Origin of the sequence: Paenibacillus sp. FSL H7-0756 (genome assembly GCF_038006765.1) — a bacterium.
Classification (GTDB): Bacteria; Bacillota; Bacilli; order Paenibacillales; family Paenibacillaceae; genus Paenibacillus_AQ.
The window spans coordinates 1333880-1350553 of record NZ_JBBOVT010000003.1 but is presented as its reverse complement, the minus strand read 5'-3'; the positions used below and the strand labels follow the sequence as shown (position 1 = coordinate 1350553).

Annotated in this window: 13 protein-coding genes, 2 pseudogenes and 1 riboswitch; of the genes and pseudogenes, 1 reads left to right on the top strand and 14 read right to left on the bottom strand. The window is 58.4% G+C overall.

Annotated features, from left to right (window positions below; genetic code table 11):
- Positions 1-321: 321 nt before the first annotated feature.
- The 14 genes and pseudogenes from NST04_RS31805 to NST04_RS31745 all read right to left on the bottom strand — a co-directional run bounded on the left by NST04_RS31805 (position 322) and on the right by NST04_RS31745 (position 15000).
- Positions 322-1854, bottom strand: a complete 1533-nt coding sequence (locus tag NST04_RS31805; RefSeq protein WP_341188119.1) for a cobyrinate a,c-diamide synthase — start codon at positions 1852-1854, stop codon at positions 322-324.
- 70 nt (positions 1855-1924) lie between these two features.
- A complete protein-coding gene (locus NST04_RS31800; protein WP_341187790.1) occupies positions 1925-3064 on the bottom strand; it encodes a cobalt-precorrin 5A hydrolase in 1140 nt (379 codons plus the stop codon).
- A complete protein-coding gene (gene cobM / locus NST04_RS31795; protein ID WP_341187789.1) occupies positions 3057-3860 on the bottom strand; it encodes a precorrin-4 C(11)-methyltransferase in 804 nt (267 codons plus the stop codon). The genes NST04_RS31800 and cobM overlap by 8 nt, the downstream gene beginning before the upstream one ends.
- Positions 3857-4732 (bottom strand): precorrin-2 C(20)-methyltransferase, encoded by an 876-nt coding sequence (cobI, locus tag NST04_RS31790; protein ID WP_341187788.1) that lies wholly within the window; start codon positions 4730-4732, stop codon positions 3857-3859. Before cobI ends, cobM begins: the two co-directional genes overlap by 4 nt.
- Positions 4733-4762: 30 nt before the next feature.
- Positions 4763-5989 (bottom strand): precorrin-6y C5,15-methyltransferase (decarboxylating) subunit CbiE, encoded by a 1227-nt coding sequence (gene cbiE / locus NST04_RS31785; protein WP_341187787.1) that lies wholly within the window; start codon positions 5987-5989, stop codon positions 4763-4765.
- Positions 5982-7178: a cobalt-precorrin-5B (C(1))-methyltransferase gene (locus NST04_RS31780; RefSeq protein WP_445667977.1), complete on the bottom strand. Its 1197-nt coding sequence runs from the start codon at positions 7176-7178 to the stop codon at positions 5982-5984. Before NST04_RS31780 ends, cbiE begins: the two co-directional genes overlap by 8 nt.
- A gap of 813 nt (positions 7179-7991) precedes the next feature.
- On the bottom strand, positions 7992-8657 hold the full coding sequence (locus NST04_RS31775; protein ID WP_341188117.1) for a precorrin-8X methylmutase: 666 nt from the start codon (positions 8655-8657) through the stop codon (positions 7992-7994).
- Between the two features lie 2 nt (positions 8658-8659).
- Entirely contained in the window at positions 8660-9454 is a 795-nt protein-coding gene (gene cobK / locus NST04_RS31770) for a precorrin-6A reductase (RefSeq protein WP_341187786.1), read from the bottom strand.
- Positions 9451-10641, bottom strand: a pseudogene (locus NST04_RS34095) (sirohydrochlorin chelatase); the annotation flags it as partial. The gene cobK and the pseudogene NST04_RS34095, both read right to left, overlap by 4 nt.
- A 48-nt stretch (positions 10642-10689) precedes the next feature.
- Positions 10690-12255: pseudogene (gene cobJ, locus NST04_RS34090) on the bottom strand (precorrin-3B C(17)-methyltransferase); the annotation flags it as partial.
- 38 nt (positions 12256-12293) lie between these two features.
- On the bottom strand, positions 12294-13145 hold the full coding sequence (locus NST04_RS31760) for an energy-coupling factor ABC transporter ATP-binding protein (RefSeq protein WP_341187784.1): 852 nt from the start codon (positions 13143-13145) through the stop codon (positions 12294-12296).
- 12 nt (positions 13146-13157) lie between these two features.
- On the bottom strand, positions 13158-13946 hold the full coding sequence (gene cbiQ / locus NST04_RS31755; RefSeq protein ID WP_341187783.1) for a cobalt ECF transporter T component CbiQ: 789 nt from the start codon (positions 13944-13946) through the stop codon (positions 13158-13160).
- Positions 13943-14236 carry an energy-coupling factor ABC transporter substrate-binding protein gene (locus NST04_RS31750; protein WP_341187782.1) on the bottom strand — a complete coding sequence of 98 codons (294 nt, stop codon included), beginning with the start codon at positions 14234-14236 and terminating at the stop codon, positions 13943-13945. The genes cbiQ and NST04_RS31750 overlap by 4 nt, the downstream gene beginning before the upstream one ends.
- On the bottom strand, positions 14236-15000 hold the full coding sequence (locus tag NST04_RS31745; RefSeq protein ID WP_341187781.1) for an energy-coupling factor ABC transporter permease: 765 nt from the start codon (positions 14998-15000) through the stop codon (positions 14236-14238). Before NST04_RS31745 ends, NST04_RS31750 begins: the two co-directional genes overlap by 1 nt.
- A 285-nt stretch (positions 15001-15285) precedes the next feature.
- A riboswitch (cobalamin riboswitch) is annotated at positions 15286-15479 on the bottom strand.
- A gap of 139 nt (positions 15480-15618) precedes the next feature.
- On the opposite strand from NST04_RS31745, the gene NST04_RS31740 reads away from it, so the two are divergent.
- Complete coding sequence (locus tag NST04_RS31740; RefSeq protein WP_341187780.1) at positions 15619-16551, top strand: ArsR/SmtB family transcription factor; 933 nt, start codon at positions 15619-15621, stop codon at positions 16549-16551.
- Positions 16552-16674 lie beyond the last annotated feature (123 nt).

Sequence of the window (16674 nt, the reverse complement as noted above, 5' to 3'; positions counted from 1 at the left end):
ATGCCTGGTTAACCGGCCCGGCGCGGTGATTAAAGCGTTCTCTTGTCCTATTATACGTGGCTCTTAAACGTATGACAAGCGGTTGACATATAGTAGCCAGAAGTGATTTGCTGATGAGTCTTTGGGTGGATTGAACGGGAACGGGGTATAGTTGGATTTTCTACACTTGCTAATGAACGAATGGCCTATGCTGGAACAGTAGTTGGAAAAACAACACTTCATTTCGTCCATTTTAGCTACAATAGCCAAAGGTGATATGAACAGATGCTGTTTCTCCGCTTGTTGCCGGACATCCCATGTAAATCCATAAATTAAGATACGTTATTCCACCTGTTGGTTGCAGGAATCGGAATCATACTGCTGCACAGCTTGTTTGCGGCCACGATAGGTCCGGCATGCTGCCACAAGCCTGGCTGCTGCCGGGAGATGGGAGGCCAAGTGAATATGCGCATAAGCAGCCATAATGCTGCCGCTGATGTAGCCTTCCGGCTGGCTCCCCCCTCTGCCCTTACTCTCATAGGCATAGGTCCGGGCTTCCCTGTCAGGATAGCTCATGACGGAGTAATGGAATTCATGGCCGCGCAGGCGTTCGCCCTGCTTCAACAGCAGACAATCGTGAAGTGCCGTAACTTCACGATAGCCGAGCGCTGCCCGGCGTTCCTGCATCACGGTGTGGGCCGGAACGATTCCGGCCATCTCATGCACCGTGCCGTTGCGGTCAGTCAGACTACGGGCTAGCACCATGTAGCCGCCGCACTCCGCATACAGCGGCATTCCGGCGGCTGCGGCAGACCTCAGTCCGCCGAGGAACAGCTGGTTCGCGGCAATCCCCGCCGCGAATTCTTCCGGGAAGCCGCCGCCGATATAGATGCCGTCGGCTTCCGGCGGAATACCTTCACCGCTAAGCGGGCTGAAGTACACCAGCTTAGCACCTTCACGTGCGAGCAGCTCCAAATTATCGGCGTAGTAGAAGTTGAACGCCGCGTCCCGGGCTACGGCAATGACCGGACTTGGCTCCGCCGGGCCTGCCTGTGTCTTATGTATGATCTGCACAGCAGATTTACACTGGTCAGCCTCATATGTAAGTGGGCGGACTTGCTGGTCCGGCGTCTGCACGCAGGCAGGCAAAGCTTCTTGCTCCGCCGCCACAGGGTGCGCCCTCAGAGCCGGAGCAGCCGGAGCAGCCGCAGCAAGCTCCAGCAGCCGCTCCAGATCCGTGCCTTGCTCCAGCATGTCGGCGGCACGGTCGAACAAGGGCGCAAGCTCCCCGCGTTCCACAGCGGGCAGCAGGCCCAGATGCCGCTCCGGGATGTCCAGCCCGCTGTCGCGGGGGAGCCAGCCGATCACGGGAATCCCGCAGGCTGCTTCAATGGCCGCCTTAACTAACCGGTAGTGACCCTCGCTGCCGCAGCGGTTCACCAGAACGGCGGCAATCCGCACCTGCGGCTCCAGTTGCCGGAAGCCCAGCACAATCGCCGCCGCACTGCGGCCCATGCTGCGGACATCGACCACCAGGAGTACAGGGCTGGCGGTCAGGATGGCGATTTCCGCCGTTGATCCGGTCAGTGCCGTATCCTCCTTGCCGTCATACAGCCCCATGACACCCTCAATGACGGACAAGTCGGCCTCTGCCGAAGCATGCAGAAAATACTCCCGCAGATAATCGCTTGAAGTCATCCAGGAGTCCAGATTTCGTGAGGGACGGCCTGTGACCGCAGTGTGATAGGCGGGATCGATGTAGTCAGGGCCGCATTTGAAGCCCTGGACGTTGAGGCCCCGCCGGGCAAAAGCGCGCATCAGCCCCAGCGTGACCGTTGTTTTGCCCGAGCCGCTGCCTGTGCCTGCGATGACCAGGCGGGGTCGCGCCTGCGGCTCCCAGGGGGCTGATCCAGGCTCTTGCTCATATCCTGCTGCTTTCCTCGGCTCATTCACTGCTGCTTCCCTCCTTCTCTCCGGGATAGACGATTCGGGCTACGGCGATGGTCACATTGCCGCTCTTGTGCTTAGGCAGCAGGAGCGAATGCGCACCTGAAGACAGCAGCGCAGCAGGTTCACAGACACCGTAAGCCCCCGTTGCCCTGAATACTACCTCAGACGGATGCTCCAGTTCAACTGTATTTAGCTGCTCCGGGGTGTACAGAACCAGCTCCCAGCTGTATTTGGCGCACAAGGCCAGCAGCCCGGCTTCATCCCCCTTGATCCCGGCCGTCGCCACATTCCGCACACTTTGGAGCGACAAATGAAGCTCATTCAGAGTGTGCAGGACCACGGCCTCCAGCTCTTCCGCAGACGTCCCGCGGTTGCAGCCGAGTCCGAGCACCAGACTGCGCGGACGATACACTACAGTGTATTCGGCCAGAGCAGTATCTGCCGGTGCGTCCTCCCCCGGTTCCTCTGCCAACCGGTCACTTACCACAATCGCGGCACTGAAGCTGCGTCCGCTATGCCGAAGCTCAGCCCTGCTTGCGAACATAGAGACATGCTCCGGCACCTCAGCACCCGGCGGCAGCCAGTCACGTTCCCCGCTCTCCTGTACGAAAGCCACCGGCTCCCCGTTAACGAGCGCAGCACTAACCCCCTTCATGGGGGTGAAGCTGTCCGCGTGCCAGCCGTACTCCCGGCCCAGCAGGTCAACAGCGAAGGTGCCCTGTACATCCGAAGCTGTGGTGATCACCGGATGACTGCCCAGCAGCCCCGCAATCTCCAGTGTCAGCCTGTTCGCTCCGCCGAGATGGCCGGAGAGCATGCTGATGACATGCTCCCCGCGCTCATCGATGACGATGACGGCAGGATCGGTTCTTTTATCCCGCAGCAGCGGAGCGCTCAGCCGGACAGCCGCCCCCAGCGAGAAGAACAGAATGACCGCCTCATAGCTCCCGAAGAGCTTAGGAAGTAACCCTCTGACTGGTCCGTCAAAAACAGTGATCTCTCCGCTCCGCGTCTCCAGCCCGCCGCTATACTTGGCATAGACAAAGACCTCAGTCTCGCCAAGCTGCGCACCAAGCTTCACTGCCAGCTCTATCCCGCTGCGCGTAATGGCAACAGCCGCGTACCGCTTACTCACCGGAGCCAATTCCTTCCCGGCAGCCGTGGGTAAAAGTCTTGTCGTACAGCTTGGAGCGGTGCTGATCGCGGTCCGTCAGCCCGGGGTCCAGCGCCCAGCCGGCCAGGATCATGGCATGCATAGTGATGCCGGCATCACGCAGGTCCCCCTCCAGCTTCTCAACCGTTGTACGCAAAATCTGCTGATCCGGCCAAGTAGCCCGCTTCACAACCGCCACCGGGGTCTCCGGGCTCCAGCCTGCGGCCAGGAATTCACTGCTCACATGACCGGCCAGTGATGCACTTAGAAACAGCGCGACCGTGCAGTGATGCTCCGCCAGCTTGCGCAGCTGCTCGCGTTCCGGGACAGGCGTGCGCCCTTCCGCACGGGTCAGAATGACCGTCTGCGTCAGCTCCGGCACGGTCAGCTCTGCGCCAACCGCCGCCGCAGCGGCAAAAACCGAGCTGACGCCCGGCACAATCTCGCAAGTGACGCCGCAGAGCTTCAGCAGCGACATCTGCTCCAGAATTGCGCCGTACATGGCGGGGTCGCCGGTGTGGACGCGGGCTACGCTTTTACCAGACTGCACGGCAAGCGTCATCAGCTCCACCTGCTGCTCCAGATCCATGCCCGAGCTCTGAAGCACCTGCGCACCGGGCTTGGCGCTGCGGATCAGCTCCTCGCTGACCAGCGAATCTGCATACAGCACCAGATCTGCCGAGCGCAGAATCCGGCTGCCTTTTACCGTAATCAGCTCCGGGTCGCCCGGTCCGGCTCCGACGATATATACCTTCGACTCTAACCTCTGCTCCGTCATTTGCTCACCACCATCAGACTGAGGTACTCCACTTCCTTGCCCCGCAGGTCTCGCGCATCGCGCCAGACGGTCTCATAGGGGGAGGTTACCTTGGTCACCACCGAGGCACGGCCGGACAAGCCCAGCTCCTCCAGCACATCCAGCACCAGATCCAGCACCTTAGCCACCTTCAGGAACACCACCGTATCATGATGCAGCAGCGCTTCCCGAAGCGCCTCCCTGTCGTCCGTTGCCGGGATGATCCCCACCCGCTGATTGCCGTCAGCCAGGGGCTGCTCCAGCGCCGCCGCTGCGCCCAGCACGGAGGAAATTCCCGGAACTGAGACGACCGGCACACCGGGATGCAGCTCCTGCATCAGCCGGGACAGATGTATGAAAGTACTGAAGAGATTAGGATCGCCTTCGGTCACAAAAGCCACATCCCGCCCCTGTCTCAGCTCTGCCCAGCACAGCTCTACCGTGCGGGTCCAGCCGCCAGCCAGCAGCTCCGGGTCCTTCGTCATCGGAAAGACCAGTCCGAGCATGATTTTGTCCTGCGGGTCTACGTGCAGCTCGATGATTTCATAGGCATAGGATTTGCCCCCTTTCTTGGTAGCCGGGTAGGCAATCACCGGACATTCCCGCAGCAGGCGGCAAGCCTTAAGCGTGATCAGCTCAGGGTCACCGGGGCCGACACCTACGCCGTATAACGTTCCGATCGCCCGGGGAGTCAGTCTTTCCTCCAGCGCCAGCTCTTCACTATCCAGCGGGTCAAATAATGCACTGGTCGCCTGCATCGCTGCTTCTGTCCACAGCGTCCCGGCCGCTTCTCCTGACGATATTTCGTATCCATCCGCAGCCTGCTCACGCGGCGAAGTTACATCGGTCTTCATTGCGGGTTCCTCCTTCGTTTTGTCTGATGATTAATGAAGCCTCCGGCCGCTGACCACATAGACGGGATTCATTCCGTCGAACCGGGTCATGCCGAGAATCGGCTTGCCGCGGGACGCCTGAAGCATCGTGACCTCGCAGGCCAGCCCTGCGGCCTTAAGCGCCTCCATGCTGCCATGCAGTGTCTCCACCGTAATTGCCCCAACCACAATCCGGCCCTCCGGGCGAAGTCTGGCGGCGCTGTGCGCAATAATGTTCGCTAATTCCCCGCCGCTGCCGCCGATGAAGACGGCATCCGGGTCAGGCAGAGCAGCTAGGCCCTGCGGGGCCTTCTCTTGAATAATTTCAAAATCCGCCCGGAACTTCAGACGGTTCGCTGCCATGTTCGGCAGGTTCTCGGCACTTTTTTCCAGCGCGTAGACCTTCCCGAGCCTGGCGATCCGCGCGCATTCCGCAGCCACCGCACCCGAGCCGGAGCCGATATCCCACACGACTGCATCCTCGGACAGGTTCAGCTCCGACAGCACCAGAGCGCGAACCTCACGCTTCGTAATCAGGCCCTTCTCCGGCTTACGCTGCCGGAACGCCTCGTCCGGATAAGCGAATCCGCGCCTCACAGGAGCAGAAATCTCTTGCTTATGGCGCAGAATCACGACGTTAAGCGGCGCGAACTCCCTGCTCACCATCTCCTCCAGCGTCCAGAACCGGCAGACCTCCTCTGCTCCGCCAAGCCGCTCACAGATAAACGCCTCATATTCCGTCATCCTGAACTCCTGCAAATAAGAGGCAATAACCGCAGGAGTGTTGTTCTCGTCTGTCAGCAGGGCGATTTTGTGCTTGCCGTCGATCCGCTGGGCCAGTCCCTGAATGGGACGCCCGTGCAGACTGATCAGCTCCGCATCCTGCCAGCTGTCCCCGAGCCGCGCAAACGCAAGCTGCACGCTGCTATAATGGGGGATCACCTCCACATGCTCCGGCCCGAACCTGCGGACGAGATACCCGGCAATCCCAAAAAAGAACGGGTCCCCCGAGGCCAGCACCACCGTCCGCCGCTTACGCCACACCTCCTCCAGCTTGTCTGTAAAAGGCTTGAGCCCGCCTTGCAGCACGATTTTATCCCCTCTATACCTGCCGAAAAAATTCAATTGCCGCTCGCCGCCCAGCAGCACCTCGCTGTTGTTCACAATACTTAAGCTATCCGGTGTCAGGCCGCCGGCGCCATCCTCACCGATCCCGATCACGTAAATCAGGTTATCCATGAATCTCCGCCCTTCCCAGCACCCGGCCCTTCATTGTAATAAGCACCATTTCTACAATCATGCCTCCGTTCATATGCGCCAGACTCTGTTCACAGGCATGCCTGCACAGCTGCTCGAAAAAAATGTGATTCCCCGCCTCAGTCATCATATCCACGACCTGCGAGGCTGTGTTGGCGGCAGCAATCTCCTGCACCTGCTCCGGGGACGCTCCTGCACGGCCTGCTACGGAGGCCAGAAACCCGAAATCGACGGGCGCGTTCTTGGAGTGAATCAGCATGGCCCCTTGAGCCACCTTGGAGAATTTGCCGGCCATTCCGACGAAGGTAACCTTCCGAATCCCGTAAGCCTTGGCATGCTCCAGCGAGAAGCCTACATATTCCCCCATCTGGATAAAAGCTTCCTCCGGAAGCTCCGCGAACATCGCGATGGCGTATTTCTCGCTGCTGCCGCCTGTGGTGAGCACAATCTGCCGGTTCCCCGCCGCAGCCGCCACCGAGATGGCCTGAACCACACTCGCCTTATAGGCCTCAGTGGAGAATGGAGTCACCACGCCCCGCGTGCCCAGGATCGAAATGCCGCCCAGAATACCCAGCCGGGGATTCAGCGTCTTCTTGGCAATGTTCTCGCCTTCCGGCACGCTGATGACTACCCTCACCCCCCGCGCTGCACCATGCTCGTCCAGCACGGCGGTTACCGCCTCCTGAATCATCCTCCGGGGCACCGGATTAATCGCCGCCTCTCCCACGCCAACCGGCAGCCCCGGCTTTGTTACCCGGCCGACACCGCGGCCCCCGTCAATCTCCACACCCGGCTGATCCCGCCAGCTCACCGCCGCCTCGATCCGCGCCTGATGTGTCGCATCCGGGTCGTCTCCGGCATCCTTAACCGTGGCACAGCTTGCCGAGTGTGATCCTGTACGCTGCCAGCCGGTCAGCTCAAAGGTATGACGGAACCCGGCCGGCAGATCGATCTCTACCGCAGGCAGACTCTCCCCTGTAATGAGCAGGGTTGCCGCACCTGCGGCTGCCGCTGCGGCACAGGCCCCTGTCGTGTAGCCCCTGCGCAGTGGGGGAACAGGCGCTGCCTGTGCGGATTCGGGATCGGGCGATCCGGGGCCGGGCGCTTGTGCAAACGCTTCAGGTGCCTGAGCGAATCCGGGTTCAGTAGCCTGCTGCATCTGCACAGCCATCTGCCCGATCCCGGGGCCGCTTGCTGGCTCCGGCCGCTCAGCTGCCTCTGTGGATTCGGGAGCGTCCACTTGCTCCAGCCGCTCGGCTGCCGCTGCGGATTTGGGGTCGCCTGCTGGCTCCAACCGCTCAGCAGCCTGATCGAATCTGAGTACATGCGCTTGCTCTACCTGCTCTTCCTGCCCCGCCCCTGCCTCCCCGCTTTCTTGGCTCCGGTTCTGCCTGACGGTGTGTTCGGGTATTTCCTTGGTCATGGCAATCCCTCTTTGCTGATGGTCTAAGAATACATCCTCACAATCTGAACAATCTGCACATTGCTGAAGCCTATCCTCTGAGCGTTCGCCCTGGGCAGGTAACCTGTCTTACTCTCTATATAACCTAATTATACTGCTGCTTTTAAGCAAATCAGGAGATTTTTATACAAATATTTCTATTTCCTCTGGCTTCATTGCACTTTGTACATTAGTTAAACCCCAGATCCGCTAAAAAAGCGAGTCTGCTGCATTTTGTACATTAGAATTTGATGAGGGAGGTGTTATGGAGCGTTTTTTCAGAAATCAAGTGTATGAACTACAACAGAACCGGATTTCTACTATAAAATCACGAATTCTGTTGCACAGAATACAATTAGTGAGTCCACACGCTACCGCCATCCCTAAATTAAGCACATTATCCCGGTCATCGGCGAGAACGCCAGCCACAAATTTCAACTAACATACTGTTAGAACTAAGGAAGTAAATAATTTGAGATAGAACACTTACACCTTATCAGAGTATGACAACGCACCAGTCCTACGCTTGAGCTATCTGATTCGCTAACCCGGCTCGCCCGCCGCCCGGCGGACAGCCAGCAGACTTAATGCATTCACTGCGGCGACCACGATCGTACTGCCGCCTTTGCGGCCGATATTGGTGATGTAGGGAATATCCAGCTTGCGCAGCTCATCCTTGGATTCCGCCGCCGAGACAAAGCCAACGGGCATGCCGATAACAAGACCGGGCTGAGCTTCGCCTGCTTTTATCAGACGGATTAGCTCAAGCAGGGCAGTCGGCGCGTTACCAATGACATAGATTCCCCCAGGTGCCTGGGCGCAGGCCTTGCGCGTTGCGATGATCGCCCTTGTGGTTCCCAGCGCCTTCGCCTCGTCCACCACATCAGGATCTGAAATATGTACCCGGACCTCGCCGCCGTACCGCTGAATCCGTTCCTTGGCAATGCCCGCCTCCACCATCCGCACATCCGCCACAATCGGCTTGCCCCCCAGAATGGCGTTAATTCCCGCCTCAATCGCCCCGGGATGGAACACCAGACTGCGTCCCAGCTCAAAATCAGCCGAAGCATGAATAATCCGCTGCACAATCGGATACTCCAGGCTACTGAAGGAATGCTCCCCCAGCTCCTCCGTAATCATCTGAAAGCTTAGACCCTCTATCTCCTGCGGCTGTACGGTCACCGGCTTGAATTCTGTCCCGAAATCCACATTCATCCCTCTTTCCTGGTCATTAGCAGCGCCTGCTTCACAGCAGCCGTAATCTCATCAAAAGAAACAAACACCGTTCCGCCATCCCCAAACGACAGCCCCGGCCGCATAATCAGAATCACATATAACCCCATATCCAGCGCAGCATGCAGCTTTTCATCCACCGAGCCCTCAGCTCCGCTCTCCTTGGTAATCATCACCCGGGTGCCATACTGCCGGTACAAGGCCTCATTCATCTCTCTGCTAAAAGGGCCCTGAAGCGCAATAATATTCCGCTGCTCAATCCCAAGGGCTTGGCACTTCTCCAGATTCTCCAGACAAGGCAGCAGCCTTACGGTCAGCCGGATCTCTGGATCTCCCAGCAGCTCCTCCGCGAAAATCTCCAACGTTTTGCCGCCGGTAGTCAGCATCACTGAGCCCTTCAGCTCCTTAGCCTTGCGCGCAGCCTCCTCATACGAATGCACAAGCAACAGCCGGGGATGGCTGTTATAGATAAGACTCTGCCGCTCATAGCGGAAGTAAGGCAATCCCAGCGCAGCAGCAGCTTCCATCGCATTGGCATGAGCCTCCAGCGCAAAAGGATGGCTGCCGTCCACCACGGCCCGGTATCCGCCCGCTTGCAGCAACGAGATCATCGCCGCACGGTCCAGTCTGCCGACACGGGTGCGGATGCCTGCGGCCGCAAGGCGTTCTGCCCCGCTGGGCGTCACTACGCTGGCCTGCAGCGGCAGGCCTTGGCGCGTAAGGCTCTGTGCCAGCTCCCGTGCGTCGCTGGTGCCGCATAACATGAAGATCATCGCGGCTGGCGAAGCGCCAGGTCGTCTGCCGGAGCTGCCGCCTCCGTTACATCATGCTGCCCATGCCGCCCATGCTGACCATGATGCGCACGCTCGTAATGTGCATGCTCATGCTGCTCATGACAGTTATGCTCATGCGTGTGCCCATGTTCATCATGCTCGTGATGTGCATGCTCATGATTACCATGCCCGCAATGCCCATGTTCCCCGTGACAGTGATGGACATGCGCGTGCTCCTCATGCCTGTGATTTGCATACACTTGATGTTCATGCCCATGATGCCCATGCTCGTGATGCTCATGGTGCCCATGCGCATGTCCATGCTCCCCATGCCCCTCCTCACCATGATGGTGATGGTGGTGATGCAAAGAGGCTGCATCGCGGTATTTGCAGTTATCGCAGTTGCTGAAGGCACGGCCTTCCAGCGTCTCCCCGATCCGCTCTGTCAGCATATCCACCAGCAGCGGATGTGCGCCCAGTGTGCCGCCGATCTCCACTTCAAGCCCGGGGTGCTCAGCTGCAAACTGCGCCACTCTCTCAGCGAACTGCTGCATTAGCACTCCGGTAAACAGCAGGTACGGGAGAACGATAATTCTCCGCGCACCCAGCGCCAGGCAGCGTTCAAGCCCATCCGGAAGCGACGGCTTGGCGATGGCAATGAAGCAGCTTTCCACGCTGCGGTAGCCTGTTTTCTCCCAGAGCATCCGGCTTATTTTATACAAATCGCTGTTAGCATCCGGGTCACTGCCCCCGCGCCCCATCAACAGCACGATGGTGTCCTTATCCTCTATCTTGGATACACCGTTCCCGCGCAGCTCCAGGTCCATTCCGCCAGCCGCCTTCTCCTGCGACAATGGAAGTCGTTCTGCTTCCTGAATCCGCTCCAGCAGAATATCCACGGCACGGTCCTGCACCCCCAGCGGGCGTCCGTAGATGAACTTCACCCCGGGATATCTCTGCTTGGCCTCATCAATGGCCATTGGAATATCAAGCTTGGAATGCCCCGCCGCGAACAAAATAATCGGTACAACGTATATCTCCGCCGCACCGCCCTCGATACATCTCGCAATGCCGCCAGCGATGGAAGGTGAGGCCAGCTCGATGAAACAAGTCTCGACCTTCAGCTCCGGCTTACGGGCCGCGAGCAGGCGGGTAAATTCCAGCAGCTCCTCATTTCCCGCTTGAACCCGGCTCCCGTGTCCCACCAGCAATACCGTTCTCATCGTCTGCACTCCTTCGATGTTGTTATTGTTGCCGGATGTATGGGCTACACTCCCGATTGCGCTGTCCATCCGTTCCCGGAACGCATGATACCGCTCCTGCTCCCGGCCATTTATCCTATATTCCTCAACTGCCGCAGCTACAGCGGCTACCGCTTGCTCCTCGTCCATCCCTTCACGCACCAAAATCCCTGCATGGGCGCCCCGCCCGGACTTCTTGCCGCCGAGATACAGCTCATAGCTGCCGCGCGACATTACCAGCCCGATGTCATCCAGCACAGCGGAGCTGCAAGCCATCCCGCAACCGGCTACGCTGATGTGCAGCTCTCTGGGCACAGCCATTCCATGCAGCAGGGTGTGTAGCCGGACAGCAGCACTTAACGCTCCGCTTCTGCGCAGCTCGCAGAATCCGCAGGTCTTCACCTTCACGTAATCTCCAGGCGTACTTACATTCAGTCCGGCCTCCAGCAGCCTTGCTCCTGCCTCTGCTTCTTCACTCCGGCTGCCGCGCAGCAGGAAATACCCGTCCTTCGTATAGATCAATTGCCCATCGCTGCCTGCAAGCTCAGCCAGCAGCTTCATCTGCTCACCGCTGAAGCTGCGGCTGCCGGCTGCGGGAGCAATCTCCAGCTCGAAGGAAGAACCGGTGGATGCCGGCAGACGATCGGACAAGCTCCGCAGCCGCTCCACCTGCGGAGCAGCAGCCAGGCTCTGCGCAGCCGCCTCTTCCGCCCGCCCGGACTCCGCCGCAGCCAGCGACCACGGCTCTGCGGCTGTACGCAGCCGCTCGTGCGGCTTCAGCGTCTGCGTCTGTGCCCCAAGACTGTACTTGCGTTCATATCCGCGCGGCGTAATCATCAGGTCCTCATAGACAACGGTAGCAGAGTTGCCGACCACCACGGTTGAGAGCATGCCAATCTCATGCTCCAGCATATCCTGCAGTGTGGTTACGATTGTCTGCTGGCGGTCACGGTAGGCGCTCTTGACAATGCCTACCGGCGTAGCCGGATCACGGTAACGCAGCAGAATATTGCGTGCTTCTTCAATCTGGCGCGTCCGTCTGCCGCTGCGCGGATTATAGAACGCAATGACGAAATCCGCTGCCCCCGCCGCCTCCACACGCGCAGCAATGCTCTCCCAGGGCGTAAGATGGTCACTTAGGCTGATCGTGCAGGAATCATGCATAACCGGCGCCCCCAGCAGTGAGGAGCAGGACTGGATCGCCGATATTCCCGGAACCACCTCAACCTGCACTCCCTCGGAGCGGCTCCAGCCGCGTTCGATCAACACCTCGTAGACCAGCCCTGCCATTCCATAGACACCGGCATCCCCGCTGGAGATTACTGCAATGGTCTGACCCGCCTCTGCTCTGCGGACGGCCTCCTGGGCCCGGCTGACCTCCTCGGTCATTCCCGTACCAACAATCTCCTGGTGCCGCAGCAGCGGCCGGATCAGATCTACATAAGTGGTATAGCCGATGACTGCCTCGCTCTCATCCAGCGCAGCCAGTGCACGGCCGGTAATATGCTCCAGCGCTCCGGGGCCGAAGCCGATAATCAGCAGTTTCCCTTGTTTATTCATTCCTCTTCCCCCGTTCATCATGTGAAACCTATAGATTTTTATATTTTAAGCGCAAGCAGCTTATGCAGCTTCACTTTGAATTCGCCGGCGGTGCGGGGAGCGCTCTGCCCTGCGGTCAGGCTGGCTGGCAGGCTGAACCATAAATCAGCCAGCAGCGGCAATCCCAGCCCGATGGACAATAGCTCCTCCCGTCCCGCAAAAATCTCCTCCGGCGTCCCCGACGCCCGGCATCTTCCATGCTCCAGTACAATAATCCAGTCCGCCCAGCGGTAGGCCAGGTCCATATCATGCGTAGCCATAACTATGGTTGTCCCTTTATCATGTATGGCTTCAAGTCCCTTCAGCATCTGTGTTTCCGATAACGGGTCCAGATACGAGGTCGGCTCATCCAGCAGAATCAGCTCCGGCTCCATAGCCAGCACACCGGCGAGTGCCGTGCGTTTCTTCTGGCCCAGGCTAAGCTGGTGAATCGGTTTATCGCCCAGATCGGTCAGATTCAGCAGTTCCATGACTTCCCGGCAGCGCGCAGCAATAGCCGGTTCAGCCATGCCGCTGCCGCGCAGCCCGAATGACACATCCTCCAGCGGTGTGCTGAGGATCAGCTGCTGCTCGGGGTCCTGGAAGACCAGGCCCACTCTCCGCCGCAGAGCGGCCAGCTCTTTTTTGGAGTAGGATAATGCCTTCCCTCCTTGCACAACCGTACCCTGCTGCGGGCGCAGAATGCCGACGGCATGCAGGAAGAGCGTCGATTTGCCTGAACCGTTATGCCCAAGCACCGCCGTCTTGCTGCCTGCTGGAATGGAGAACGTCAGTTCATGCAGCGCAGGCTCCTTCGTATCCGGGTAATGGAACGCCACTCCGTCACAAGCCAAGCTAGATTCCTGATCCATGGCCGGCTCCTTTCATGTATTAGAGATAAAGTACGCTTCAGCCAGCAGCAGCAGCGCAATACCGGCATAAGCCTGGATTGAATAGCGCCGCGGCACAGGACGCGCTGTATATGGCGGGAGAATAATCTCGTCTGTGAATCCGCGCGCCAGCAGCCCCTGCGATAATCCGTAATAACGGTGCATCGTGTTGCCGAACAACGCTCCTGCCATGGCCGCAGTCTCCCGCAGTCTAGCCTTGTAGCCACGGCGGCCTCCGCGCAGTCTGCGGGCCAGCAGCAGACCATGCGCTGCATCACTCAGCAGGAACAGGAAGCGGTACATAATCAGCATCAGCTCCAGGACAATCTGCGGCATCCGCAGCCTGCGCAGCACCTGCAAAAGCTCACTAAACGGAGTAGTGAACATCAGGAAAAAGAAACAGCTCATGCAAGCAGAGATTCTGGCCAGCAGCCCCCCTGCCCGCTGAAGCCCCGCCGCTGTAACATATACCGGAAGGTTCAGTCCCGGAAGCGGGAATATACCAGCCTGACCCGCTGCCGGATGCCCGAATTCCACGAGCAGTGCCGGTACGCTAAGCGCATAGAACAGCAGCGCTGTGCCGAACAGCATGCCATAAGCACGGAAGGGAATACGGGCCTGCAATACACACCAGGACATCATCCATAGGGTGATTGCAGCCTGCAGTACCGGATGTACGGTGTAAGAGAGCAGGAACATCAGGGCTGCGAACGAGCTTTTCCACATAGGGGACAACTGGCGCAGCGCATTATTGTAGGAGAGAACGTCAATCCGCCGGATCACTTGCTGCTATGCTGCTTCGTCCCGCCTTGCTTGCCCTTGAGCAGCCCCAGGGTATAACCGATCACTCCGGCACCAATCGCTGCCTGCAATGCAAACAGCATACTCTCCGTCTCCCCCGGGAGCTCAGTCAGCGGCTTGAACCACGGCTTATAATCAGGATTAATCTCGGTAATTACACCTTCAGCCGCATCATCCGCCCCGCCGAATTCCCCGTTGACCAGCAGCAGCGGCAGAATAACCAGCAGAATAACAACCAGCAGCATCAGTCCGTTTTTCATTTTATTGCTCATTAGGCTCTTCCTCCGTTCACCTTGCGTTTCAGCAGCGACAATTCATTCGGGCTATACGATTTCAGCCAATTCCACAGCAGTACCGTCAACAACCCTTCACTGATGGCCAGCGGGATTTGCGTCACGGCAAAGATTCCCCCGAATTTGAGAAAAGAAGCCAGAACGCCGCCATCCGCCGCCGGAAAAGCCACCGCCAGTTGAAAGGAAGTCACTACATACGTACTCAGATCAGCTACCGCTGCCGCACAGAACAAAGCCAGCTTCTCGCGGTCCGGCAGCTTCATCATCAGCTTATACACGGCATATCCGGCAAAAGGACCCGCCACCGCCATCGAGAACGCATTGGCCCCAAGCGTAGTGATCCCGCCGTGCGCCAGCAGCAGCGCCTGAAACAGCAGGACAATCGAGCCGATTACGCTCATGGGCAGCGGCCCCAGCATTACCGCACCCAGTCCGGTACCGGTTGGGTGGGAGCTGCTTCCGGTAACGGAAGGCATTTTGAGCGCGGACAGAACGAAGGTAAACGCCCCGGCCAGACCCAGCAGCAGCTTCAGCTCCGGGTTCTCCCGGGTCATGACTCTCAGCTTGAAGATTCCCAGCACAAAGAACGGGATAAACGCCGCCCACCAGAACACCGCCCAGCCTACCGGCAGGAATCCTTCCATAATGTGCATCGCGCGGGCCGTACCCGGTTCGTTCAGCATAAAGTAGACCGTAAATCCGGCAACCAGTGCCGCAAAGCTCCACCCTCTGTGTTTTTTCATTTGTCACCCTCCATGTTTGTTGATTTCCCAATCTAAGATCATAAAGCCCAAAAAACCCACCCTAAAGGGTGGGAGTGTATGTACGCAGGCAAATTCGATGGAGTGCGCAGCCTGAAGCCAAGCAGAACAAGGGGCTTACTTCGTCCCATCACTATGGTCCGTATCCTTGTATCCCGCAGCTATCAACCGGTGCCCTCGCTAAGCTCCAAGATTCCTCCGGTCCATCAGGGCAGAACGCCTCTTCTCATTAACCTATCCGTACACCGCTCCTATCCGCGTAGAGTCGTGGTGTGCGTCGACAAGGTAGGTCTCCTGGCTTGGAATACAGGCGCCGCAGGCTTCGTCTTCCCCGGGGCTTCCCGAGTGACCTCATGAAGTGCAGCTCTTCCATACAGTGGCGGGACCGCTCGGGAGTTGCACCCGATTCCCTGTTATCCCTTGCCGCATCCGGCAAGAGCACCTTGTTTCATCGCTAATTCATCTCACATCATAGCGGACCCGGCTCAGCGTGTCTGTGATATAAATTGGAAAAGCTGTCCTGCAGCCAATCATGGCTTGTAGAAATTTTATTTGAGTAATATAATTATTAACTATATAACTTGAACGTGGAGGCATCTGATGAAACTTGATCTAACCGAACAATCCCTGCCCGTGTACGAGGCCCTGTCCAGTACCGTGCGTCTGCACATGCTGCGGCTGCTGTCCGATAAGCCCATGAACGTGAAGGAGCTGGCCGCAGCCCTCAAGCTCAGCAGTGCGATTATGACCATGCATGTGCGAAAGCTGGAAGCCGCCGGGCTGATCACCAGCCACATGGCTCCCGGTAAAAGCGGGCTGCAGAAGATTTGTACACTGGCCGCCGACGGGGCAGAGATTGTTTTTCCGGGACAAGCCCGGACTCCGCGCAGAGGATACCGCAAGGACATCCCGGTGGGGCATTATTCCGACTTCCAGATCGAGCCTACCTGCGGACTGTCTACGACGGAGAGGGTCATCGGGCACTTCGACGATCCCCGTTACTTCTGGGACCAGGAGCGGGTGAACGCCGGAATTCTTTGGTTCGGCAAGGGGTTCGTCGAGTATAAAATCCCGAATTTCCTGCTGTCCAGCCAGCAGCCGGAGGAGCTTGCCATCACGATGGAGATCGCCTCCGAAGCCCCGTCGATTAACAATAACTGGCCGTCGGATATTACCTTCACGCTGAACGGACAATCGCTTGGCTTCTGGACCAGCCCCGGTGACTACGGAGATAATCCGGGAAAATACACCCCGGCCTGGTGGCCTGCACTCACCAATCAATACGGCCTGCTCAAGCAGCTGCGGATTACGCAGTCGGGCACCTTCATGGACGGGCAAAAGCTGTCGGAAGTCACCCTCGATCAGGTAGGCATCCGTAACAAACAATGGACCTTCCGGCTCTCTGTCGAGGAGGATGCCGAGCACATCGGCGGTCTCACCCTGTTCGGGAAAGGCTTCGGTAACTACAACGAGGATCTGGTGTTTGAGCTGTTTTATACGGATGGTGTGGCAGATTTGCCGGGTTCTTTATGAAAGCCTGATTAGGGTGTTTAGATGGCGTAGGTAGGTAGGTAGGTAGGTAGGTAGGTAGGTAGGTAGGTAGGTAGGTAGGTAGGTAGGTAGGTAGGTAGGGGGGATTGATTAGTTAGACTAATT

Coding starts and splice junctions, on each gene's coding strand:
- cobM (WP_341187789.1), bottom strand. CDS start 3,860: ATGACGGAGCAGAGGTTAGAGTCGAAGGTATATATCGTCGGAGCCGGA.
- cobI (WP_341187788.1), bottom strand. CDS start 4,732: ATGAAGACCGATGTAACTTCGCCGCGTGAGCAGGCTGCGGATGGATAC.
- cbiE (WP_341187787.1), bottom strand. CDS start 5,989: ATGGATAACCTGATTTACGTGATCGGGATCGGTGAGGATGGCGCCGGC.
- NST04_RS31780 (WP_445667977.1), bottom strand. CDS start 7,178: ATGGCTGTGCAGATGCAGCAGGCTACTGAACCCGGATTCGCTCAGGCA.
- cobK (WP_341187786.1), bottom strand. CDS start 9,454: ATGATCTTCATGTTATGCGGCACCAGCGACGCACGGGAGCTGGCACAG.
- NST04_RS31760 (WP_341187784.1), bottom strand. CDS start 13,145: ATGGATCAGGAATCTAGCTTGGCTTGTGACGGAGTGGCGTTCCATTAC.
- NST04_RS31750 (WP_341187782.1), bottom strand. CDS start 14,236: ATGAGCAATAAAATGAAAAACGGACTGATGCTGCTGGTTGTTATTCTG.
- NST04_RS31745 (WP_341187781.1), bottom strand. CDS start 15,000: ATGAAAAAACACAGAGGGTGGAGCTTTGCGGCACTGGTTGCCGGATTT.
- NST04_RS31740 (WP_341187780.1), top strand. CDS start 15,619: ATGAAACTTGATCTAACCGAACAATCCCTGCCCGTGTACGAGGCCCTG.